This window comes from Paraconexibacter sp., assembly GCF_059438195.1.
This window is the reverse complement of record NZ_JBLKKY010000007.1, coordinates 14,400-36,196: the sequence shown is the minus strand read 5'-3', so window position 1 is coordinate 36,196 and position 21,797 is coordinate 14,400. Positions and strand designations below refer to the sequence as shown.

The 21,797-nt window shown below is 72.0% G+C and carries 17 protein-coding genes; 9 read left to right on the top strand and 8 right to left on the bottom strand.

Translation table 11 applies throughout. The annotated features are described in order from the left end of the window. Positions 1-89: 89 nt before the first annotated feature. The 4 genes from ACME2J_RS04040 to ACME2J_RS04025 all read left to right on the top strand — a co-directional run bounded on the left by ACME2J_RS04040 (position 90) and on the right by ACME2J_RS04025 (position 2,939). Positions 90-740 carry a response regulator gene (locus ACME2J_RS04040; RefSeq protein WP_495543590.1) on the top strand — a complete coding sequence of 217 codons (651 nt, stop codon included), beginning with the start codon at positions 90-92 and terminating at the stop codon, positions 738-740. Continuing rightward, complete coding sequence (locus ACME2J_RS04035; RefSeq protein ID WP_495543589.1) at positions 737-1,312, top strand: sensor histidine kinase; 576 nt, start codon at positions 737-739, stop codon at positions 1,310-1,312. The genes ACME2J_RS04040 and ACME2J_RS04035 overlap by 4 nt, the downstream gene beginning before the upstream one ends. Continuing rightward, entirely contained in the window at positions 1,309-1,686 is a 378-nt protein-coding gene (locus ACME2J_RS04030; RefSeq protein ID WP_495543588.1) for a response regulator, read from the top strand. The genes ACME2J_RS04035 and ACME2J_RS04030 overlap by 4 nt, the downstream gene beginning before the upstream one ends. Positions 1,687-1,748: 62 nt before the next feature. Continuing rightward, positions 1,749-2,939 (top strand): acyl-CoA dehydrogenase family protein, encoded by a 1,191-nt coding sequence (locus ACME2J_RS04025; protein ID WP_495543587.1) that lies wholly within the window; start codon positions 1,749-1,751, stop codon positions 2,937-2,939. Between the two features lie 94 nt (positions 2,940-3,033). Here ACME2J_RS04025 and ACME2J_RS04020 read toward each other — a convergent pair whose 3' ends face one another. The 3 genes from ACME2J_RS04020 to ACME2J_RS04010 all read right to left on the bottom strand — a co-directional run bounded on the left by ACME2J_RS04020 (position 3,034) and on the right by ACME2J_RS04010 (position 7,836). Next, on the bottom strand, positions 3,034-4,734 hold the full coding sequence (locus ACME2J_RS04020; RefSeq protein WP_495543586.1) for a hypothetical protein: 1,701 nt from the start codon (positions 4,732-4,734) through the stop codon (positions 3,034-3,036). Between the two features lie 245 nt (positions 4,735-4,979). Further along, the gene (locus tag ACME2J_RS04015; RefSeq protein WP_495543585.1) at positions 4,980-5,981 is read right to left on the bottom strand and encodes a 2-oxoacid:ferredoxin oxidoreductase subunit beta; all 1,002 of its coding nucleotides are present in this window, start codon (positions 5,979-5,981) and stop codon (positions 4,980-4,982) included. A gap of 1 nt (position 5,982) precedes the next feature. Next, the gene (locus tag ACME2J_RS04010; RefSeq protein ID WP_495543584.1) at positions 5,983-7,836 is read right to left on the bottom strand and encodes a 2-oxoacid:acceptor oxidoreductase subunit alpha; all 1,854 of its coding nucleotides are present in this window, start codon (positions 7,834-7,836) and stop codon (positions 5,983-5,985) included. Positions 7,837-8,042: 206 nt separating this feature from the next. On the opposite strand from ACME2J_RS04010, the gene ACME2J_RS04005 reads away from it, so the two are divergent. The 3 genes from ACME2J_RS04005 to ACME2J_RS03995 are packed head-to-tail and all read left to right on the top strand — an operon-like array spanning position 8,043 to position 12,983. Continuing rightward, on the top strand, positions 8,043-9,296 hold the full coding sequence (locus ACME2J_RS04005) for a cation:proton antiporter (RefSeq protein WP_495543583.1): 1,254 nt from the start codon (positions 8,043-8,045) through the stop codon (positions 9,294-9,296). 11 nt (positions 9,297-9,307) lie between these two features. Beyond that, a complete protein-coding gene (locus tag ACME2J_RS04000) occupies positions 9,308-10,909 on the top strand; it encodes an acyl-CoA carboxylase subunit beta (protein WP_495543582.1) in 1,602 nt (533 codons plus the stop codon). Between the two features lie 16 nt (positions 10,910-10,925). After that, positions 10,926-12,983, top strand: coding sequence for an acetyl/propionyl/methylcrotonyl-CoA carboxylase subunit alpha (locus ACME2J_RS03995; protein WP_495543581.1), 2,058 nt, complete (start codon positions 10,926-10,928; stop codon positions 12,981-12,983). Between the two features lie 75 nt (positions 12,984-13,058). Here the strand turns inward: ACME2J_RS03995 and ACME2J_RS03990 are convergent, their stop codons facing one another. Next, complete coding sequence (locus ACME2J_RS03990) at positions 13,059-13,349, bottom strand: hypothetical protein (protein ID WP_495543580.1); 291 nt, start codon at positions 13,347-13,349, stop codon at positions 13,059-13,061. Between the two features lie 100 nt (positions 13,350-13,449). Continuing rightward, positions 13,450-15,519, bottom strand: a complete 2,070-nt coding sequence (locus ACME2J_RS03985) for a right-handed parallel beta-helix repeat-containing protein (RefSeq protein WP_495543579.1) — start codon at positions 15,517-15,519, stop codon at positions 13,450-13,452. Positions 15,520-15,687: 168 nt separating this feature from the next. On the opposite strand from ACME2J_RS03985, the gene ACME2J_RS03980 reads away from it, so the two are divergent. Beyond that, positions 15,688-16,938 carry a cytochrome P450 gene (locus ACME2J_RS03980; protein WP_495543578.1) on the top strand — a complete coding sequence of 417 codons (1,251 nt, stop codon included), beginning with the start codon at positions 15,688-15,690 and terminating at the stop codon, positions 16,936-16,938. Positions 16,939-17,032: 94 nt separating this feature from the next. After that, a complete protein-coding gene (locus ACME2J_RS03975) occupies positions 17,033-18,718 on the top strand; it encodes a B12-binding domain-containing radical SAM protein (protein WP_495543577.1) in 1,686 nt (561 codons plus the stop codon). A 54-nt stretch (positions 18,719-18,772) separates the two neighbouring features. On the opposite strand, the gene ACME2J_RS03970 is transcribed toward ACME2J_RS03975, so the two are convergent. The 3 genes from ACME2J_RS03970 to ACME2J_RS03960 form a co-directional block, all read right to left on the bottom strand. Further along, on the bottom strand, positions 18,773-19,348 hold the full coding sequence (locus tag ACME2J_RS03970; protein WP_495543576.1) for a fasciclin domain-containing protein: 576 nt from the start codon (positions 19,346-19,348) through the stop codon (positions 18,773-18,775). A gap of 192 nt (positions 19,349-19,540) precedes the next feature. Next, positions 19,541-20,458, bottom strand: a complete 918-nt coding sequence (locus tag ACME2J_RS03965; protein ID WP_495543575.1) for an Abi-alpha family protein — start codon at positions 20,456-20,458, stop codon at positions 19,541-19,543. Further along, positions 20,455-21,765 carry a hypothetical protein gene (locus ACME2J_RS03960; RefSeq protein WP_495543574.1) on the bottom strand — a complete coding sequence of 437 codons (1,311 nt, stop codon included), beginning with the start codon at positions 21,763-21,765 and terminating at the stop codon, positions 20,455-20,457. Before ACME2J_RS03960 ends, ACME2J_RS03965 begins: the two co-directional genes overlap by 4 nt. Positions 21,766-21,797: the final 32 nt, after the last annotated feature.

Sequence of the window (21,797 nt, the reverse complement as noted above, 5' to 3'; positions counted from 1 at the left end):
AGCCCACACGCGCGCGTGCAACGGAGGTTCCAAGAATGGAAGGCGGCACCACTCCCATGGACGAACAGCCGACAACGGTGAGGGCGATCGTGACGGACGACGATCCGCTCGCCCGGTCCGTCGTCAAGGACGCCTTGCGAGCGGCGGGCATCACCGTCGTGGCCGAGGCCTCGTCGGGACGCGAAGCCGTCGAGCTCGCAGCGCACTACGCCCCCGACGTCGTCCTCATGGACCTCCTCATGCCCGGGGTCGACGGCATCGAGGCGACGCGCCGGATCCACCGCGTGCGCCCGAACGTGAAGATCATCGTCCTCACCGCGAGCGACGACGCCGAGCTCGGCCTGCTCGCGCTCCGCGCCGGGGCGGTCGGCTTCCTCGGCAAGTCGGTCGACCCGGTGACGCTGCCCAGGATCGTCAAGGCCGTCGCCGCCGGCGAGGCCGCGGTCCCGCGCCGCCTCACGGCGCTCCTCGTCGAGCGCTTCCAGCAGGCGCGCGTCGACTCCAGCGGCATGCGACCCGTGAAGTCGGTCCTCACCGATCGCGAGTGGGAGGTGCTCGACCTCCTGTGCCGCGGTGAGACGACGGAGGGCATCGCCGCCGAGCTCGTGCTCAGCGTCGAGACCGTGCGGTCGCACGTGAAGAGCCTCCTGCGCAAGCTCGGGGTGTCGAGCCGCCAGGAGGCGGTGAGCGCCGCGATGCGCCTCCGAGGCGACGCGCCCGACCTCGTCGAGGCCGCGTGAGCACGGCGATCTCCTCGCACGAGCTGAGCGAGGGGGTCATCGCCCACGCGCTCGCGGAGCCGGTGCTCGTGCTCCGCAGCGCGACGCCGCGCACGGGTCCGGCCGGCCGGGCCGTCGACCGTCTCGCGACGATCCTCGACGCGCTCGTGCGCGTCTCGGCCGTCGACCGGCCGTGCGACGACGACGACGTGTCGCTCGGGGCGCTCGTCCGCGCGGCCGCCGACGGCGTCGAGGTCGTGGGCGACATCGACACGACGGTCCGGGGGGACCGCGAGCTCCTCGGGACGCTCGTCGCGGAGATCCTCGCCAACGTCCGTGAACACGGCGACGGGGTCGCCCGGGTCTCCTCCCGGACCGGGCCGGACGGCGCCTGGTGCCTCGTCGTCGAGGACGACGGGCCGGGGCTCCCGGCGGGGTTCCGTCCGCTCGGCCGCCTGCCCGAGTCCCATCACGCGGGGGTCGGTCTCGTCATCTGCGAGCGCATCGCCCGGGCCCACGGCGGCCGGCTCGACGCGCGGACGGCCGCCGGCGGAGGCGCACGCATTTCCGTCGAGGTGAACGGACGCCCATGACGCCGCTCGGGCCGATCCTCCTCGTCGAGGACTCGCCCGACCTCGCGGCGCTCGTCGCCGAGACGCTCTCGAACGTCGCGGACGTCGAGACCTGCGCGACGCTCGCCTCCGCCGTGGCCGCCGCCGACCGCGGGCTCGCGCTCGTCGTCGCCGACCTCGGGCTCCCCGACGCCGCGCCCCACGACGTCGTGCCCGCGCTCCGCAGGGCCGCCGGCGATGTTCCGGTCGTCGTCCTCACGGGGGACCCGACGTCCACCGCGCGCGACGCGAGCCTCGCGGCGGGGGCGGTCGACGTGCTGCCGAAGACGGCGATCCTCGACGGCGCGCTCGTCGAGGCCGTGCGCCGCCACGCCGGGACCCGCGCGCCCGCCTGATGGACACGGCCGGGGCCGTCGCCGAGAATGGCGTCGTCCGCCCCGTCCTGCCAGGAGGTCCCGTGTCCGCATCGTCCGTCGACGCCGAGCCCGTCATCCGCCTCGTCCCCAGCCAGGAGGAGGTCCTCCTGCGCGAGGCCGTCGGGGGGATCGCGTCCGAGTACGGCGCCGCCTACATGGTGGAGCGCCACGAGGCGGGGGAGCCGCCGACCGAGCTGTGGGACGCGCTCGCCGAGAAGGGCTACTGCGGCGTCAACCTCCCCGAGCGCCACGGAGGCGGTGGGCTCGGGATGACCGGCCTCGCCGCGGTCCAGGAGGAGCTCGCGCGGCAGGGCTGCACGCAGCTCATGCTCGTCGTCTCGCCCGCGATCGCCGGCTCGATCCTCGTCCTCCACGGCACCGACGATCAGAAGGACCGCTGGCTGCCCGGGCTCGCCGACGGCACCGAGCGCATCTCGTTCGCCGTCACGGAGCCGGACGCGGGGACGAACACCCACAACATCACGACGCGCGCGAAGCGGCTGGACGACGGGACGTGGCGGCTGCGCGGCCAGAAGACGTACATCTCCGCCGTGGAGCACGCGACGGCGCTCCTCGTCGTCGCCCGCGAGGAGCTCGCCGACGGTGCGCTGGGCCTCCCGCTCCTCTTCATCATGGACGTCGACGCCGAGGGCTTCACGCGCGAGCACATCCCCACGGCGCTGCGGCTGCCGGACAAGCAGTGGACGCTCTACTTCGACGACGTGCGGATCCCCGAGGAGCGCCTCATCGGCGGGTCGACGGGCGGCCTCGGCGCGCTCTTCGACGGCCTCAACCCGGAGCGGATCATGGCGGCGGCGGGCTCGGTGGGGAGCGCCGACCGCGCGCTCGCGAAGGCGGCTGAGTACGCGAACGAGCGCGTCGTGTGGGGACAGCCGATCGGCGCCCACCAGGGCATCTCCCACCCGCTCGCCCAGTGCAAGGTCGACGTCGAGCTCGCGCGTCTCATGACGCGGAAGGCCTGCGCGCTCTACGACGCCGGGTGGAAGGGCGCCGGAGAGGCGTCGAACATGGCGAAGTACGCGGCTGCGGAGGTCGGCGTGAAGGCCGTCGACCAGGCGATCCAGACCCACGGCGGCAACGGCATCGCCCTCGAGTACGGGCTCTCGGACATGTGGTGGGGCGCGCGCCTCTCGAAGATCGCCCCCGTGAGCCGCGAGATGATCCTCAACTACGTCGCCGAGCACTCGCTCGGCCTGCCGAAGAGCTACTGAGCCCCCTCTGCTGCGCACGCCGCGCGCCGCGCCGCACGGCGCGCGCCGCGCTTTCTTCCCGCTCAGCGGGAAGGAAGCGCGGCGGCGGGCGGGGTCAGCCCGGCAGCACCTGCTTGGCGGTCTGCTCGCCGCGCATGCGGGCGGGGAGGTAGCCGGTGAACTGGATGGAGAGCTGGCCTCCGAGGGCGGCGGCGCCGGTGAGCTTCTCGTTGAGGCTCCACTTGCCGTCGTCGATCTTGGCGCGGAGGCGCAGGAACTTGACCGTGCCGTCGGTGTCGGCGTAGCCGAGGCGGATGCGGACGACGCCGCGGGCCTTGGTGCTGATGGTGCCGCTCACCTTGAGGCGGTCGTTCTTGAGGGTGGTGACCTTGCGTTCGAGGTTGGCCTTGACGTTGGCGGCGCGCAGGCGGACGTCGTCGGGGCGCACGAGGGTGTTGCCGTCGTAGTCGATCTCGAGGATGCCGGAGCGGGCGCGGCGCATCTTGGAGGGGAGCTTCTCGTCGATCTTGACGACGCCGTCGTCGGGGATGGTGACCTCGAAGCGGTGCTTGCGGCCGCCGCTCTCGAACTCGGCTTTGAGCTTGCCGGTCGCGCGGGCGGTGATCTCGGCGAGGATGTCGAGGCGGCCGTCCTTCACGCCGGCGCGACGGACGCGCAGCTTGGCGGGGAACCGCGGGGGCTCGGCGCCTCCGCCGGCGCCGGGCGGGAGGGGGGGAGGCACGGGCGGGGACACCGCGGGGTCGACGTAGGGGTCGAGCGACGCGACGCGGACTGACCCGTCGAGCCGCTGGTAGGCGACCCAGCCGCCTCCGTCCGGCGCAGCGTCGACCTTGAGCGAGAGGAGCGCCTCGGTGTCGGGAAGGATGACGACCGGCGCGCTCCACGTGACGCCGTCGTCGGCGGAGAACGCCCACTTCGTCGTCCCGCCCGGGGTGTACCAGACGGCGTGAAGCCGTCCGGAGCCGTCGCGGACCATGTCCCACCGGGGTCCGGCGCCGGAGGCGGTGAGGAGGGTCGGCGCGTCGAAGCCGGCGCCGGTGAACCTCCGCATCTCGATCTGGCCGCCGCGCCGGTATCCGAGCACCACGGGGCGCGACGCCGACCCGTCGGCGAGATCGGGGTCGTCGGCGTCCGAGGTTCCCGTGATCGCCGCCGCGGCCGACCAGTTCGCCTGGACGTTGATGTCGCCGGCCCCGTACTGACGCCAGAGGAGGTCGCTCCCCTCATCGGTCACGGCGATCGGCGAGACGCCGTTGACGAGGCCGATCGTCGCTCCGCTGCTCACCCCGCTGAACAGGTCGGCGAAGATCCCCGCGCCGGGGGCCGCGAAGGTCTGCACGTCGCTACCGAACGTGTTCGTCCCCGTGATCGCGGAGTAGCGCGGGACCCCACCGTCGATGAACGTCGTGGCGTCCCCGTCGAAGTCGAAGGGCACCGAAGCGGCCGACGTGGGGAACGCGGTGGGGCCGCTGAACGTGGCCCCACCGTCGGAGCTGTCGAGGATGCTCACGCGGCTGAAGTCCGGCTCGCGCATGAGGATCGACGGCTGCCCGTCAGCGCGCTCGAGCACGTAGACGAGGTTGTCGACAGAAGAGGTCGGAACCGAGGGTGGCGATCCCACCGGGCAGCCGATGCCGCCGGTGCCACGAGGCACGCGGCAGATGTGGGTCCCGGTGAAGACGCTGTTGCGCACGGTCCAGGCGACGATGGCAGTCCCGTCGGCGAGGACGTTGAGAGTCGGCTTGCCGCTCGTCCCGAGGTGGACCGGCACGCCTGCCCGCGCGGGGGCCGCCATCGCTGTCGCGGACCCCGCTGCGAGGATCGCCGTTGCTGCTGCCAGACCTGTCCGTCGCATGTCCCGCTCCATCAGTCGCGTTGCGCGTGTTCTACACCCGCAACCGTCCGACCGGGAGAAAATGACGCGGCGCGCGTCTTGGCGCGCAGGCGCTCCCCCCGGCAGCTGTGTCGGAATGAACCCGGCGTCTGGGTTCATTCCGACACACCTGCCCGCCCGCGGGCGGGCAGGCACGAGGCGGCCGGCTACCCGACCGTCCAGGTGTCGCCGCTGCGCAGGAGCGCGTCGATGTCCTCGGTCGACGGCGCCGCGCCGGGCGGGCTGGAGGTCCCGAACACCGGGCGCTCCACCGACCGGAAGACGCCGAGGGGCGTCGGGCCGTTCGGGTGCGACGAGAGCCGCGAGAGCGCGAACGCGAGGGCGGGGTTCTCGCGGGACGGGTCGTGGACGATGATCCGCGACTCGTCGGCGCCCTCGAGGTCGGCGATCGCGAGGTCGCCGTCGTCGCCGCGCACGACGCAGCGGCGCGCGTCCTCGGGACCGAAGACGATCGGCTCGCCCGCGACGAGCGGCACCTGGTTGAGCGCCGCGTGCTCCTTGTCGGTGAGGGCCGAGAACGCGCCGTCGTTGAAGACCGGGCAGTTCTGGTAGATCTCGACGAGCGCGGCGCCCGGGTGGGCGGCGGCCTGGCGGAGGATCTCCGGCATGTGCTTCTTGTCGCGGTCGATCGTCCGCGCGACGAACGTCGCGTCCGCGCCGAGCGCGAGCGACACCGGGTTGAACGGCGCGTCGGTCGACCCGAAGGGCGTCGACTTCGTCACCTTGCCGCGCTCGGACGTCGGCGAGATCTGGCCCTTCGTGAGCCCGTAGATCTGGTTGTTGAAGAGGAGGATCTTCACCGGCACGTTGCGCCGCAGCGCGTGGACGAGGTGGTTGCCGCCGATGGACAGCGCGTCGCCGTCACCGGTGACGACCCAGATGGAGAGGTCGTCCCGCGCCGTCGCGAGGCCGGTCGCGAGCGCCGGGCCGCGGCCGTGGATGCCGTGCATCCCGTACGTGTCCATGTAGTACGAGAAGCGCCCGGCGCAGCCGATCCCGCTCACGAAGACGATCTGCTCCGGCGGGATCCCGAGATCGGGCATGAAGCCCTGGACGGCGGCGAGGATCGCGTAGTCCCCGCAGCCCGGGCACCACCGCGTCTCCGCGCTCGACTGGAAGTCGCTCTTGCTGAGCTCGACGGTCGCCATGTCAGACACGCTCCAGGATGGCCGCCTCGATCTCCGGGGCGAAGAGGGGCCGGCCCTCCACCCGCGCGTGCGACTCGACGTCGACGAGGAACTTCGCGCGCAGGATCTGCGCGAGCTGCCCCGAGTTCATCTCGGGCAGGAGGACCCGGTCGAAGGACCGCAGGACCTCCTCGGTGTTCGGAGGAAGAGGGTTGAGGTGGCGGAAGTGGGCGGTCGCGACCTTGGCGCCCTGCTCGCGTGCCCGGCGCGCGCCCGCGCGGATCGCGCCCATGCTCGACCCCCACCCGATGACGAGGAGCTCGGCGCCCTCGTCGGCGTCCACCTCGAGCGGCGGGACGTCGATGCCCGCGACCTTCGCCGCGCGCAGGTCGGTCATCCGCTGGTGGTTCGGGCCCTCGTAGGAGATCGCGCCGGTGAGGTCGGCCTTCTCGAGGCCGCCGATCCGGTGCTGGAGGCCGGGCGTGCCCGGCACCGCCCACGGCCGCGCGAGATCGTCGTCGCGCGAGTACGGGAGGAAGTCCGAGCCGTCCTCGTTCGGATGCGTCCGGAAGTTCGCGTTGATCGGCGGGAGATCGCCGGCCGACGGGATCCGCCACGGCTCGCTCGAGTTCGCGAGGAAGAGGTCCGAGAGGAGGATGACCGGGGTGCGGTAGCGCACCGCGATCCGCGCCGCCTCGTAGGCCATGAGGAAGCAGTCGCCGGGGCTCGCGGGGGCGACGACCGGCATCGGCGACTCGCCGTGTCGGCCGTGCAGCGCGAGGAGGAGGTCCGACTGCTCGGTCTTCGTCGGCAGGCCCGTCGACGGTCCCGCGCGTTGGACGTCGATGACGATCATCGGCAGCTCGAGCATGACCGCCAGGCCGATCGTCTCGGCCTTGAGGTCCATGCCGGGGCCGCTCGTCGAGGTGACGCCGAGCCGGCCGCCGAACGACGCGCCGAGCGCGATCGACGCGGCGGCGATCTCGTCCTCCGCCTGGACCGTGCGGACGCCGAGCTTCTCGTGGCGCGACAGCTCGTGGAGCAGCTCGGACGCCGGGGTGATCGGGTACGCGCCGAGGACGAGCGGCAGGCCGCTCCGGGCGCTCGCCGCGACGAGGCCGAACGCCGTCGTCGTCGTGCCGTTGACGTTGCGGTAGGTCCCGGCGGGGACGTCCGGCACGGGCGGGACCGTCACCTGGACGTCGATGAGCTCGGACGTCTCGCCGAAGCTCCAGCCCGCCTTGAACGCCGCGACGTTCGCCTCCGCGATCTGCGGCTTCTTCTCGAACTTCTGCCGGATCCACCGCTCCGTGACGTCGACCGGACGGTCGTACAGCCACGAGACGAGCCCGAGCGCGAAGAGGTTGCGGGCGCGCTGCGCGTCGCGTGATCCGACGCCCTCGAGCGCCTCCACCGCCGCGCTCGTGAGCGTCGTCATCGGGACGCGCTTCACCTGGTAGGCCTCGAGCGAGTCGTCCTCCAGCGGGTTCGACTCGTAACCGGCCTTCTGCACGGCGCGGACCGTGAACGCGTCCTCGTTGAGGATGATCGTCGCGCCGCGGTCGAGGAGACCGATGTTCGCGCGGAGCGCCGCGGGGTTCATCGCGACGAGGACGTTCGGCTTGTCGCCGGGCGTGAGGATGTCCCGGGCGGCGAAGTGGATCTGGAACGCGCTGACCCCGCCGATCGTCCCGGCGGGCGCCCGGATCTCGGCGGGGAAGTCCGGAAGGGTCGCGAGGTCGTTCCCGAGCGCCGCGGTGGCGGCGGTGAAGCGGTCGCCGGCGAGCTGCATGCCGTCGCCGGAGTCCCCGGCGAAGCGCACGACGACGCGCTCCTGCTCCTCCTGGCGCTTCGAGGGGCCTTCGATGGTGCTCATCGTGGGTGTGGTCCGTTCGTGTCGGTCCGTGGGCTGGCGGCGAGCCGTCCCTGCCTCCCCCGTTCGCCGTTGCCCTCTCCACACCCAGGCGACCGCGGTGCGCTGGACCGCTGCCTTCTCTTTCGCGGCACCTTAGCGTGACACTGTGTCGACAGGGGCTTCCATCCCCCCAGTGGTTCGGGGCAATCTCTAGATTGGGGGACAGGATGCTTGCGGCCAGCGAAGGGTTCTCGTTCGCGGACCCCTATGCCGTCGCCGTCCTCTTCGTCGGCTTCGCGCTCCTCGTCGCGGTTCTCGCCCTCACGACGCAGCACGAGCGCGCGTTCTCCGCCGCGCTCGTCTACCTCGCGCTCGGCGCGGCCGTCGGGACGGTCACCGGCGTCGTCGACATCGCGACGATCGAGCTCGAGGCGGACGCCGAGGTCGTGGAGCGCCTCGCCGAGATCGCGGTCATCGTCGCGCTCTTCGCGACCGGGATGGCGATCGAGCGACCCTTCACCTGGTCGGGGTGGTCGTCGACCGTGCGCCTCCTCGCGATCGTCATGCCGCTCACGATCGTCGCGGTGACGGTCTTCGGCACCGAGGTGATGGGACTCTCGCTCGGCGCCGCGATCGTCCTCGGGGCGGTGCTCGCCCCGACGGACCCGGTGCTCGCGGGTGACGTCGGGATCACGCGCAAGGAGGGCGACGGCCCCGAGCCGCGCGTCGCGATCACGACCGAGGCGGGGTTCAACGACGGCCTCGCCTTCCCGTTCATCTTCCTCGGGGTCTTCGTCGAGAACCGCGAGGGCGAGGGCTGGCTCGGGGAGTGGCTCGTCGCGGACGTCGTCTACGGGATCGTCCTGGCGCTCGTCATCGGCTGGTACGCGGGACGGCTGCTCGCGGCCGACGCGGTGCGCCGCCGCGAGCGCGGGCTCATCAAGCGCGAGCTCGACGGGTACCTCGCCCTCGCCGTGGTCCTCATCGTCTACGGCGGGACCGAGGTCGTCGGCGCCTACGGCTTCCTCGCCGCCTTCGCCGCGGGGCTCGGCTTCCGGCGCTACGACCTCCAGCACGACCACAACGCGCGCGTGCACGCGGGCGCCGAGGCGGCGGAGAAGCTCGGCGAGCTGACGCTCGTCCTCATCATCGGGTTCGCCGTCACGCGCGACGGCATGAGCATCCCGGGCGTCGAGGGCTGGATCCTCGTCGCGCTCCTCCTCGCCGTCGTGCGCCCGCTGGCGACGGCGGTCGCCTTCCTCGGCTCCGGCATGCGGTGGCGCGAGGTCGCGTTCATCGGCTGGTTCGGCGTCCGCGGCATCGGCTCGATCTACTACGCCACCTTCGTCGTCGCCGCCGGCTTCCTCGATCCGACGGAGAGCCGGGTCGTCCTCTGGACCGCGGTCATGGCGGCGGCGACGTCGATCGTCGTCCATGGGACGACCGCCGCCGCGCTCACCCGCCGCTGGCTGGGCGACTAGTCTGCGCGCCCATGGCGGTCCTCGCGAGCTCGTTCGACCCCTCGTCCCCGGCCGCGCAAGCGAACCGCGAGGCGATGCTCTCCCGGCTCGCCGAGCTCGAGGACCTCCTCGACAAGGCGCGCGGCGGCGGCGGGCCGAAGTACGTCGAGCGCCACCGCGCGCGCGGGAAGCTCCTCGCCCGCGAGCGCATCGAGCTGCTCCTGGATCGCGACGCGCCGTTCCTCGAGCTGATGCCGTTCGTCGGGGCGCACACCCCCGAGTACCACGTCGGCGGCAGCATCGTCTGCGGTGTCGGCGTCGTCGAGGGGACCGAGGTCTATCTCAGCGCGAACGACGCGACGGTGAAGGGCGGGACGAGCAACCCCGCGACGCTGAAGAAGACCCTCCGGGGCGCGGAGATCGCGCGCGAGAACCGGCTGCCGACGATCGCGCTCGTGGAGTCCGGCGGCGCCGACCTCCCGACGCAGGCCGACCTCTTCGTCCCTGGCGGGGCGATGTTCAAGAACCTCACGCGCCAGTCCGCGGCGGGGGTCCCGACGATCTCGCTCGTCTTCGGCAACTCGACGGCGGGCGGCGCCTACATCCCCGGGATGTGCGACTACAACGTCTTCGTCGACGAGGGCGCGAAGGTCTTCCTCGGCGGGCCGCCGCTCGTGAAGATGGCGACCGGGGAGGTCTCCGGCGACGAGGAGCTCGGCGGCGCCGACATGCACTCGCGCGTGAGCGGCCTCTCCGACTTCCTCGCACGCGACGAGCTCGACGCGCTCCGCCTCGGCCGCGACATCGTGCGGACGCTGCACCATCGCAAGCAGGGCCCCGCGCCCGAGGGTCCGGGCGACGCCCCGCTCCACGACCCCGAGGATCTCCTCGCGATCCCGTCGGCCGACCTCAAGGTCCCCTTCGACACCCGCGAGATCCTCGCCCGCATCCTCGACGGCTCGCGCTACGACGAGTTCAAGCCGCTCTACGGGACCGCCCTCTCGACGGGGTGGGGCGAGCTGCACGGCTACCCGATCGGCGTCCTCGCGAACATCCGCGGGATCCTCTTCAGCGAGGAGGCGCAGAAGGCCGCGCAGTTCATCCAGCTCGCGAACCAGAAGGACGTCCCGCTCCTCTTCGTCCACAACACGACCGGCTTCATGGTCGGCAAGGACTACGAGCAGGGCGGGATCATCAAGGACGGCGCGAAGATGATCAACGCGGTCTCGAACTCGACCGTCCCGCACCTCGGCCTCATCGTCGGCGGCTCCTACGGCGCCGCGAACTACGCGATGAGCGGCCGCGCCTACGAGCCGCGCTTCCTCTTCTCCTGGCCGAGCGCGCAGTCGGCGGTCATGGGGCCGCAGCAGCTCGCCGGCGTCCTCGAGATCGTCGCCCGCGAGGGTGCGAAGGCGCGCGGCGTCGAGTTCGACGAGGACGCGGCGAAGGGGCTGAAGGCCCACGTCGAGGCGCAGATCGAGAAGGAGCAGAGCGCGCTCGAGAACAGCTCGCGCGTCTACGACGACGGCATCATCGACCCGCGCGACACGCGGGCGGTGCTCGGCATGGCGCTCGGCGTCTGCCACGGCACCGAGGTTCGCGGCGCCGACGGTTTCGGCGTCTTCCGGATGTAGAGAGAGCGAGAGACGAGTGACCGATCCCGTCCCGAACCGGCCGATCACGCGCGTCCTCGTCGCGAACCGCGGCGAGATCGCCCGCCGCGTCTTCGCGACGTGCCGCGAGCTCGGCATCTCGACCGCGGCCGTCTTCAGCGAGCCGGACGCCGGCGCCCCGTTCGCGCGGGAGGCGGATGTCGCGATCGCCCTCGGCGGCGCGACGCCCGCCGAGTCGTACCTCCGCGAGGACGCGATCCTCGACGCCGCCCGGCGGGCGGGCGCCGACGCGATCCATCCCGGCTACGGCTTCCTCGCGGAGAACGCCGGCTTCGCCCGCGCGGTCCTCGAGGCGGGCCTCGTGTGGATCGGCCCGTCGCCCGAGGCGATCGCGGCGATGGGCTCGAAGACCGAGGCGCGCGAGCGGATGCAGGCCGCGGGCGTCCCCGTCCTCCCCGGCGTCACGCTGGGCGGGGACGAGGACGACGACGCGCTGCGCGCTGCCGGCGAGTCGGTCGGCTATCCGCTCCTCGTGAAGGCGAGCGCCGGCGGCGGCGGCAAGGGCATGCGGCTCGTCGAGAACGCGTCCGGCCTCGTCGACGGCGTCGGCGCGGCGCGGCGCGAGGCGGCGGGCGCGTTCGGCGACGACACGGTCTTCCTCGAGCGCTACGCGCCGCGCTCACGTCACGTCGAGATCCAGATCGTCGGCGATGCCCACGGGACGGTCGTCGCGCTCCACGAGCGCGACTGCTCGGTGCAGCGCCGCCACCAGAAGGTCATCGAGGAGGCGCCGTCCCCCGCGCTCGACACCGAGCTGCGCCACCGGATGTCGGAGGCGGCCATCGCCGCCGGCGAGGCGATCGGGTACGTCGGCGCCGGGACCGTCGAGTTCCTCCTCACGGCAGACGGCTCCGAGTTCTTCTTCCTCGAGGTCAACACCCGCCTGCAGGTCGAGCACCCGGTCACCGAGCTCGTCACGGGGCTCGACCTCGTCGCGCTGCAGATCGCCGTCGCGGAGGGCGCGCCGCTGCCGCCCGAGACGCACGATCCGGCGCTGCGCGGGTGGGCGGTCGAGGCGCGCCTGTACGCGGAGGACGCGGCGAACGGCTTCCTGCCGCAGACCGGGACGCTCGCCCGCTTCGTGACGCCCGACGGCGTGCGCGTCGACACGGGCGTCGAGAGCGGCTCCGAGATCAGCCCGTACTACGACCCGATGATCGCGAAGGTCGTCGCGCACGGCCCGACGCGGGCCGCGGCCGTCCGCCGGCTCGCCGACGCGCTCGCGCGCACGGAGGTCCACGGGACGACGACGAACCGCGACTTCCTCGTGCGCGTCCTGCGCCACCCGGAGTTCCTCGCCGGTGCAGCGGACACGCAGTTCCTCGAGCGCCACGACCCGGCAGACCTCGCGGCGCCGCTGCTCGACGCGGACGCCGAGCGGCTGTGCGCTGCGGCCGCGGCGCTCGCCGCCCAGTCCCGCCGGCGCGGGGCCGACGACGTCCTGCCGCGGATGCCGTCCGGGTTCCGCAACGTGCCGGCCGAGCTGCAGCGCACGACCTACGTCGGCCGTCACGGGACGGAGATCGCGGTCGGCTACCGCTTCGCGCGCGACGGCCGCACGCTCGCGGCGCTCGAGCTCGACGGCGAGCGGTGCGAGAGCCCGCGGCTGCACGCCTGCGCGCCGGACCGCGTCGATCTCGAGGTCGCCGGCGTGCGCCGCACCTACTCCGTCCACGACCGCGAGGGCGAGCTCACGTCGGCGATCGACGTGACGACGGCCGACGGCGAGACCTCGCTCGTCGAGCAGCCCCGCTTCGCCTCCGGCGAGGACGAGGCGGTCGCGGGCTCGCTCACCTCGCCGATGCCGGGGACGGTCGTCCGCGTCCTCGTCGAGGAGGGAGCCGAGGTGCCGAAGGGCACGCCCCTGCTCGTCCTCGAGGCGATGAAGATGGAGCACGAGATCGTCGCCCCGGCCGACGGCACGGTGAGCGAGCTGCGGGTCGCCGCGGGGGCCGCGGTCGACGCCGGCGCGGTCCTCGTCGTCCTCGACGGCGGGGACGACGGCTCCGAGGGCGGCGCCGACGACGGCGCGTGAGTGTGGATCCACACGGCGCTCAGCCGGGTGGATCCACACTCACGGTGCGAGGACGGCCGCGGGGGCCCGCGTGCGTCAGCCGGCGCCGCGCGCCAGCGGTCCGAAGCCGGCCGCGCGGGCGTAGAGGACGTAGAGCCGGAAGCCCTTCGCGTACGGCGGCTCGCACGCGCGGTCGAAGAGGGCGAGGGACTCCTCGTCGTCGAGCGGCGGGGCGTCGATGCCGGTGTCGGTCCGGTTCACCTGGTCGCGGATGTCGGCGATCGTCGCGAGCTTGCGCTCGCGCGAGCCGCCCGTCCAGTCGCCGCATGCCGCGAGCGTCGCGACCGACCCGCCGATCTGCTCGCCGAGCGGCTCCGCGCCGGTCACGGCCCGAGGGGCCTCGACGTCGCTGCAGCCGGCGGCGGCGAGGACCAGGACCGCTCCTGCCGCCGCGACGAGTGCGCGGCGGCGGGAGCGCTGGGCCGTCCTAGAAGCCGGGCGCATGCCGCGTCGTGAAGGCCGTCCCGGCCGCGAGCGCGTCGAGTCGCGCCTGGAGCGCGTTCGCCTCCTCGCTCGCCGCGAACTGGCGCGCGACGCGCGCCTGGACGCGGGCCTCGCGGCGCGCGGCCTTCGTCCCCGGGCGCGGCGGCATGCGGAACCAGTTGCAGAGCGGGTAGAGGCCGTCGCCCTTGAACTCGGTCCACGTGACGCAGTCGAGGAGGGTCGCCTCCTTCACGACGTCGCCGAGGCCGACCGAGGCCTTGCAGTCACGAGGGAGCGGATCGGGCGGCAGGCCGACGCCGGAGCCCGTCACGCTCTCCGACGTCCCGTCCGGGCCGGTGTTGTCGTACCAGCAGTTCGCGTTGTTGCCCGCGAACTCGTCCCACCAGAAGTCCGTCCCGTTCGGAAGGACCTTCGCGTCGCGGTTGCCGTGCTCGTTGCCGAACTTCGCGATCGCGGTCGGCCACCGGAAGTCCGGCGGGACGCGCCCCATGACGTTGTCGTGGAACTCGTTGCCGCACGACGTCGAGGCGACGATCGTCGTGCTGCAGTGGGTCTTCGGGTCGAGGTTGCCCTCGGCCTCGCCGGCGACCGCGTCCGGCACGGCGATCAGCACCGCGCCGTTGCGCCAGTTGTCGAAGATCCAGTTGTCGAACACCTTGCCGCCGTTCATGCCCGGCCACACGATGCCGCTGCCGATCGGCATCGGGACGAGGGGCGTGATCGGTGGGTTGTCCGTGTAGAGGTTGAGGTTGTTCGAGTAGATGTAGTTGTTGTCGATCTGCATCCCGTCGGAGGGGAACCCGGGATGGCCGGGAGCCGACAGGGTGTCGCTCGAGACGCCGGCGGTGTTGCCGTACATGTGGTTCTCCGTCATGCGGACGGAGTTCCCCATGGAGCCCGAGTAGGCGAGCGTGTTGCCGTGGAGGTCGCAGCGGCGCACGATCGTGTTGAAGCGCTCCTCGGGGTAGAAGCTCTCGTCGCGGAACTCGCCCGTCTGCGGGGAGGCGCCCGGGTAGACGGCGGCGTCGCCGGCCCCGAAGCCCTCGCAGTTCTGGATGACGTTGTGGTCGGTGGTGAAGCTGAGGTGGCCGTAGTCGGCCGCCCAGAAGAACTTCACCTTGTCGAGCATCACGCCGTCGGTCTCCTCGGTGTAGAAGCCGTGCTCGAGGGCGCCGCGGAGGAGGACGTTGCGGACGACGAGGCCGTCGGTGCGGTCGGTCCGCATGACGACGTGCTTGGCGTAGCCGCTCGGCTTGTCCTGCGGGTTCAGCGGGTTCTCGTAGCCCTTGCCGCCGTCGATGAGGACGTCCTCGGGGATGACGCCCGAGCCCTCGACCTGGAGGTTGCAGCGGATGCACTTCCCGAGCTCCTCACCGGGGATCCCGTGGCGGTCCGGGTTCGGCGGGTCGACCGGCTCGCCGACGATCTCGCGTCCGGCGATGTGGACGAGGTTCTGGTCGTTCGGGCACGTCGCCTGGTAGGCGTAGCTCGGCGTCGGGGTGCCGCGCTGGTCGCCCTGGAGGAGCGCGGGCGTGCACTTCGGATCGTTCGTCGGGCGGGCGCGCGACTTCGGCTCGGTGTAGCGGCCGGGCATGATGACGACCCGGTCGTTGTTGCCCGAGGCGTTGATCGCGTCCTGGATCGACTCGAACTCGCACTGCTTCTTCAGCCGGCGGTTGATCCGCATGAGCTTGCGGGCCTGCGTCTTGCTCAGGCGCTCCTTCGGCTGGCTCGGACGCAGGCGGAAGCCGTAGTCGCGGGCGCGCTCGATCGAGCGCTTCGCGATGCTCAGCGAGTCGTCGCGGCAGACGACGCGGACGTCGCCGGGGCCCTTGCCGCTCACGGCGCTCGACAGGGACCGGATCTCGGGGACCTTGCCTCCGGCCGCCGGGGTCACCGCCGTGTCGGGGCGGGGGTCCGGCCAGTACGACGGACGCTCGAGGTGCGCCTCGGCGGCCGCCGGCAGCGCCAGGACCGCGGCGACCGACAGCAGCCATGCCGTCGCCCTCCGTCGCGTCGATCGTCCCCCGTCGGCTCGCGTCGTCTCGCCCATGCCAGCGCCTCCCTCGGCGTCGTCGGCCCTCCCCAGTGGGCCGTTCTCCAGTGAACGTAGCAGTTCAGACGAAGACGAGGCGCACCGCCCGGGGTGGGGCGACCCGAACGGGTGACAGATCGTCACTCTTCACTTGACACCGTGTCAAGCGCGGTGCATCATCGGCGTATGGCCGCTTCCGAGACCTCCGCCGGCACCACCCCGATCGAGGAGCTGCGCGTCGCCGACCGCGAGCTCTGGCACGACGGGCCTCCGCTCGAGGAGTTCCGCCGTCTTCGCGCGAAGTGCCCCGTGCACTGGAGCAAGGGGATGTCCGACTACCCGAGCGAGCCAGGCTTCTGGTCGGTGACGACGCAGGAGCACGTCCACGCGGTGAGCCGCGACTGGCAGACGTACTCCTCCGAGGTCGGCGGCTTCCTCGCGAACCCGGCGGAGTTCTTCCCGGTCGAGGTGCAGAACGGGATGTTCATCGGGATGGACCCGCCGAAGCACGACCGCATCAAGGCGCATTTCCAGCGCGGGTTCACGCCGCGGCGGATCGCCGAGCACGAGGACACCATCCGCGAGATCACCCGCGGCATCCTCGACCGGCTCGAGGGCCGCGAGACCTGCGACCTCGTCGACGACGTCGCCCAGCCCATCGTCGCGCGCGTCATCGGCTCCTTCATGGGGATCGACGAGGAGGACGACGTCATCTGGGCGCGGCTCATGAACGCCCTCGTCAACGCCGACGACCCGGACCAGAACCCCGAGGGCCCGGCGACCGTCATGGAGCGCGACATCCCGGAGATCAGCGCGCGCTGCCACAAGCTCATCGAGGACCGCCGGGCGAACCCGAAGGACGACCTCACGAGCGTCCTCGTCCACGCCGACGTCGACGGCGAGCAGCTCACCGACTGGGAGATCGTCATGGGCTTCGTGCTCCTGATGACGGCCGGCAACGACAGCACCAAGGCGACCTTCTGCAGCGGGATGAAGGCCCTCATGGAGAACCCCGAGCAGCGCGACGTCCTCCTCGAGGACCCGTCCCGCATCCCCGACGCCGTCGAGGAGGCGCTGCGGATGTTCCCCGCGTTCGCCCACTTCCGCCGCACGGCGACGGCGGACGCCGAGCTCGGCGGTCAGCAGATCAAGAAGGGCGACAAGGTCGTCATGTGGTACCCCTCGACCGGTCGGGACGAGACCGTCTACGAGAACCCCGATGCCTTCGACGTGCGCCGCAAGCCCGAGCACCAGGCCTTCGGGGCCGGCGGCCGGCACTTCTGCCTCGGCACCGCACTCGCCCGCCTCGAGCTCAAGGTGATGTTCGAGGAGACGCTCGCGCGCTTCCCGAACATGACGATCGAGGGCGAGCCGAAGCCCTCGCAGGCGATCTTCGTCAATCAGCTCGTGAGGCTGCCCGTCCGCCTGAACGGCTGACGCGACGCACCGGCGTCCGGACCGGTTGCCACTGGCGCCGGGCCGGACGCCGCACTACGCTCGCCCCGGCCAAGGCAGCGGGGGAGGCGGGGCGATGCGGATCAAGCTGGTGTCGTTGGAGGACGGGACGACCGCGTGCGGGTTCCGCAAGCTCGCGGCGCACGTCATGCGCGACGAGCCCGGGACGACGACGCACTACGTCTCGACGAACCGGTGGGCGACGATCACCGGGGCGATCAAGGGAACGATGGGCGGCGCCCCCGAGATGGGCGACGAGCAGATCGACGAGATCGCCGCGGGCCTCGCCGGGGCGGACGTCGTCGGCTTCTCGTCGATGACCGGCTACTCCGACCTCACCCGCCGCATCGCCGCGCGCCTGCGCGTCGTCGACCCCGGCGCCTACGTCGTGTGGGGCGGCATCCACCCGATCATCGAGCCGCACGACGCGATCACCGCCGACGTCGACGCGATCTGCACGGGTGAGGGCGAGTTCGTCTTCCAGCAGCTCCTGTCGCACCTGAAGGCGGGGACCGACCCGACCGACACGAAGAACTTCTGGTTCCGGCCGCGCGGCGGCGACCCCGTGGCCGACGTGACGTGCAACGGCTTCCTGCCGCTCATGAGCTCGGCGGACATGGAGACGCTGCCGTTCGCCGCCTACGGCGCGCCCGGCGAGCTCGTCTACCGCGCGGGCGAGGGCTTCGTCCCGATGGGCCTCGACGACTACCTCGCCAACGACGGCCTCAGCTACACGGCGCTGTGGTCGATCGGCTGCCCGTTCCACTGCACGTACTGCGGCAACACGGCGTTCATCGCCAACGACAAGAGCTACAAGAAGATCCGCCACCCGTCGGCGCGCTACATCGTCGACGAGATCAAGAGCGTCCGTGAGCGGTTCCCGCACCTCAGCCAGGTGAGCTTCCTCGACGACAGCTTCATGGCGATCCCGTACCCGACGATCGAGGAGTTCGCCGAGCTGTGGCACGACGAGCTCGGCATCCCGTTCGCCGTCTACGGGGTCATCCCCAACTACGTGAAGCGCGACAAGATCGAGATCCTCTCGTGGGCGGGGATGAACCGCGTCCGCATGGGCGTCCAGTCGGGGAGCAAGCGGATCCTCGACTTCTACCAGCGGCCCTCGCCGCCGGAGAAGATCCTCGCTGCCGGCGAGGTGCTCGCGGACTTCAGCCCCGAGTTCCACATCCCGCCCGCCTACGACGTCATCATGGACAACCCGATCGAGACGCGACAGGACGTCGTCGACACGCTCGAGCTGTTCTACGAGATGCCGCGGCCGTTCACGCTGCTCATCTACTCGCTCAAGGTCATCCCGAACACCGAGCTCGCGAAGGCGATGGAGGAGGAGGGCATCGACCTCGAGGCGATCTCGCGGTCGTACCTGTGGATCCCGCCGCGCGCGGCGAACCTGCTGCTCTACCTCATCGCGATCGTGCGGCCGCCCCGGTGGCTCTGGGAGCGGATGCTGCGCCGGGTCGAGGCGTCGTCGACGCCGCAGAAGGAGTACCCCAAGCTCGGGATCGCGCTGCGGACCGGCTACCTCGTGAAGCGCGCGCTCTGGCACCTGCGCTTCATGGACTTCTCGATCACCCCCGGCAAGGCCGGCTGGTGGGCGTGGCGGCTCGGCCTCGTCGGCCTCTGGCGCCGCCGGCTCGACCGCCGCCCGCCGCGCCCGCAGAAGCGCGCGCGGCGGCCGCGCACGCCGATCGAGATGCCGGTCGTCGACGTCGTCGCGCCGACGGAGGCGCCGACGAAGGCGTGAGTGTCGATCCACCGACCCGAGGGGGCGGTGGATCGACTGTCACGGGTGGTGGGGTCAGCCCTCGGGGACGAGGACGCCGCCGATGACGTGGACGACGCCGTTCGTGGCCTGGACGTCGGGGACCTCGACCGGGATGTCGTTCACGGTCACCGTGCCCGCGTCGACGCCGACGGTGAGGGTCCCGCCCTGGACGGTCTCGAGCTCCTGGCCGTCCTCGAGGTCGGCCGCCGTGAACTCACCCGGCACGACGTGATAGGTGAGGACGTCGGCGAGCTGGTCCTCGGAGCCGGGCTCGAGCAGCGGGCCGACGACGTCGCTCGCCGCCTGGAACGCCGCGTTGCTCGGGGCGAAGACGGTGAACGGGCCCTCGCCCTCGAGGGTCTCGACGAGGCCGGCCTGCTCGACCGCAGCAGCGAGGTCCGATGCGGCGGGGTTCGACATCGCGAGCTCGATGATGCTCTGCTCGGGCTCGGTCGCCGGCGTCGTCGCCGTCTCGGCCGGCGCGGTCTGCTCGGTCGTCTCCGGCGTGGCAGCCGTCTCGTCGTCATCGTCGTCGCCGCACGCGGCGAGGCCGCCGGCGGCGAGGACGAGCGCCGCGGTCGTCGCGGCGAGGCGTCGGGAAAGGCGCATACATCTCTCCTTCGGGGTGGTGGAGAACGTCACTGGTCCTTCGGGTGCGCCCGCGTTGCGGATCTCGACCATTCGTCCACGTGTTCCCGGGGGCCGGGGCGGTGACGCATCGCGGATCTCCGCGACGACCGCCCGGCGGGGTGCTCCGCGAAGGGCGATCACGCCCCAGGCCGGGCGGGCGCGCGCCCCGGCTCAGCCCTCGGGCGGCGGGACCGGCGCGTCGTCCTTCGACGGCATCCCGTGCTCCGGGGCGAGGACGCCGTCGAGGGCGAGGCAGTCGCGGCAGAAGTCGGAGCCGAACGGCGTGAGGTGGATGCTGCGGCGGACGATCTTCGCGAAGCGGACGGACTTCATCGCTTCGAGGACGTCCGGCTGCGCCTCGATGACCTGGTAGCGGTGGGCGTCGCGCAGCGTCTCGCGAGAGAACCACACGAGCCCGAGCCGGTGGAGGTTGTTGAGGTAGGGGTGGACGCGCTCGACGTAGCGGCATCCCGCCCGCGGCCCGATCATCGAGAGCCCGGGCGCGACGAGCTCGGAGTTGAGGAGACCGAGCGGTCCGCCGGTGCGGACGTCGACGGCCGGCTGCGGACCCTCGAGGTAGAGGAGGCGGAGGATGCGACCCTCGTCGGGGGCGAGCTCGTCGAGGATCCGCTCGTAGGCGGGGTGCGCCTCCTCCTCGTAGCGGACGTCGCTCGAGAGCCGCATGAGCCCCGCGCCCCGGCGGCGCAGCTCGACGTGGCGCTCGATCTCTCCGGCGCTCTGCGCCGGCAGGGGCTCGTCGGGACGCGCGACCCGCTGCGCGACCGCCTGCGCGACGCTGCTCGTCGGGGCCGCGCGCTTCACGCGCTCCTCGAGGTCGGCGACGCCGACGAGCTCGCGGGCGTAGTGGCGCGCGGTGTCCTCGATGTCCTGGACGAGCGTCGCCGCCGACTCCGGCGAGCTCGCGGCCTGCAGGAGCCGGCGGGAGGCCTTGAACGACGACGAGACCGTCCACTCGGTCGTGTGCCACGCCGCCGACGCGGCGAGCCGCGCGAGGCCGGGCAGCGCACCGAGCGGGTGCGCGCCGGCGGGCTCGACCGGCGCGCGGCCGTTCTGCTGCGGCGTGCTCATGCGCCGTAGACCCCGAAGATCGCGAGGTGGAGGGCGCCGCCCGCCGCTCCCATGACGGCTCCGTGGACGTAGAGCATCCACTCGTCCTCCTTGATCGCCGAGCGGAGCATCTCCACGAAGTCCTTCGACGGCATCTCCTTCGTGCGCGCGGCGATGAGCTCCTCGATGCGCTTCGCCTGCCGGCGGCTGAACTCGGGGTCCTGGAACGGCGCCATGGTGAACGACACGGATTCTGCCGCGACGGACTGCCGGATGGTGTCGTACTCCCGCTGGCCGACGGCGACGCGCACGGCGCCGCGCAGCGGTCCCGCGGCCCGGTCGATCGCCGGTCCCATCGCCTGCTCGAGCATCTGCTTCGTGCGGTCCGAGCGGGGGCCCTCGAGGAGGAAGTTGCCGATGTTCTCGAGCGTGACGACGTCGTCGGCGATGATCCCGGCGTAGACCTCGGCGACCTCGTCCTGGCGGCGGAGGAAGAGGCCGTGGAGCCAGAAGGGCCCCACCTTCGTGCGCTCGACGGGCTCGAAGATGAGGGACATCCCGAGGAGGTTCGTGGTCCAGCCGACGACGACGCCGAGGATCGGGAGGAGCCACCACTGGTGGAAGCCGTAGTCGAGCGCGGCGACCGGGATCCCGAGGAGGAAGCCGAAGTAGAAGCCGAAGTTCACCATGAGCTTCAGCTCGCGCTCGCCGACGTCCTTGAAGATGCGGTTGACGAGCTCGGGGTGCCGGTCGAAGTGGTCGATGACCATGATCTTCGGGTCGAGCAGCTGGTCGATGTAGAGCCCGATCTCGTCGGTGATCTGCTTGACGATCGCGGGGAGCTGCTGGCGGACGCGCTCGTAGACCGTGTTCTTCACGCTCTGCGGGACGTCGGCCCACAGCGCGGGATGCTCGCGCTGCATGACGCGATCGACGATGCCGGGGATCTCCGGCTCGAACATCTGGACGATGTGGTTCGCGATCTGGTCCGGCTCGAGCTGCTGGTAGAACTCGCCCGGCGTCCCGAGCTTCGCGATCGCCTTGTCGACCGCGATCGAGCCCATCTTCGCCGCGCGCGCGGGGACGATGCCCTGCCAGCCGACGCCCCCCTGCATGATCCCCGGCACCTCTTGGACCTTGCGCGGGAGCAGCGTCGCGACCCTGTCGAGGCCGGGGACGCGGACGCCGTGGAACCGCACGGGGTTGAAGAGCATGATGACCCCGCTCCAGTTGATGAGCCAGCCGATCGCCCCGGTGAAGAGGGGGATCGTGATGAGGTGGAGCCAGTCGACGCCTCCCCCCTCCGCCGCGATCATCGTCACGCCCACGGCGGGCACCGTACAGCCTTTGCCGCTTCCTG

Bases quoted from the DNA above. Each gene is read 5' to 3' on its own strand.
- ACME2J_RS04030 (WP_495543588.1), top strand. From the start codon at position 1,309: ATGACGCCGCTCGGGCCGATCCTCCTCGTCGAGGACTCGCCCGACCTC.
- ACME2J_RS04020 (WP_495543586.1), bottom strand. From the start codon at position 4,734: ATGGCGGCCCCCGCGCGGGCAGGCGTGCCGGTCCACCTCGGGACGAGC.
- ACME2J_RS04015 (WP_495543585.1), bottom strand. From the start codon at position 5,981: ATGGCGACCGTCGAGCTCAGCAAGAGCGACTTCCAGTCGAGCGCGGAG.
- ACME2J_RS04010 (WP_495543584.1), bottom strand. From the start codon at position 7,836: ATGAGCACCATCGAAGGCCCCTCGAAGCGCCAGGAGGAGCAGGAGCGC.
- ACME2J_RS04005 (WP_495543583.1), top strand. From the start codon at position 8,043: ATGCTTGCGGCCAGCGAAGGGTTCTCGTTCGCGGACCCCTATGCCGTC.
- ACME2J_RS04000 (WP_495543582.1), top strand. From the start codon at position 9,308: ATGGCGGTCCTCGCGAGCTCGTTCGACCCCTCGTCCCCGGCCGCGCAA.
- ACME2J_RS03985 (WP_495543579.1), bottom strand. From the start codon at position 15,519: ATGGGCGAGACGACGCGAGCCGACGGGGGACGATCGACGCGACGGAGG.
- ACME2J_RS03980 (WP_495543578.1), top strand. From the start codon at position 15,688: ATGGCCGCTTCCGAGACCTCCGCCGGCACCACCCCGATCGAGGAGCTG.
- ACME2J_RS03975 (WP_495543577.1), top strand. From the start codon at position 17,033: ATGCGGATCAAGCTGGTGTCGTTGGAGGACGGGACGACCGCGTGCGGG.
- ACME2J_RS03970 (WP_495543576.1), bottom strand. From the start codon at position 19,348: ATGCGCCTTTCCCGACGCCTCGCCGCGACGACCGCGGCGCTCGTCCTC.
- ACME2J_RS03965 (WP_495543575.1), bottom strand. From the start codon at position 20,458: ATGAGCACGCCGCAGCAGAACGGCCGCGCGCCGGTCGAGCCCGCCGGC.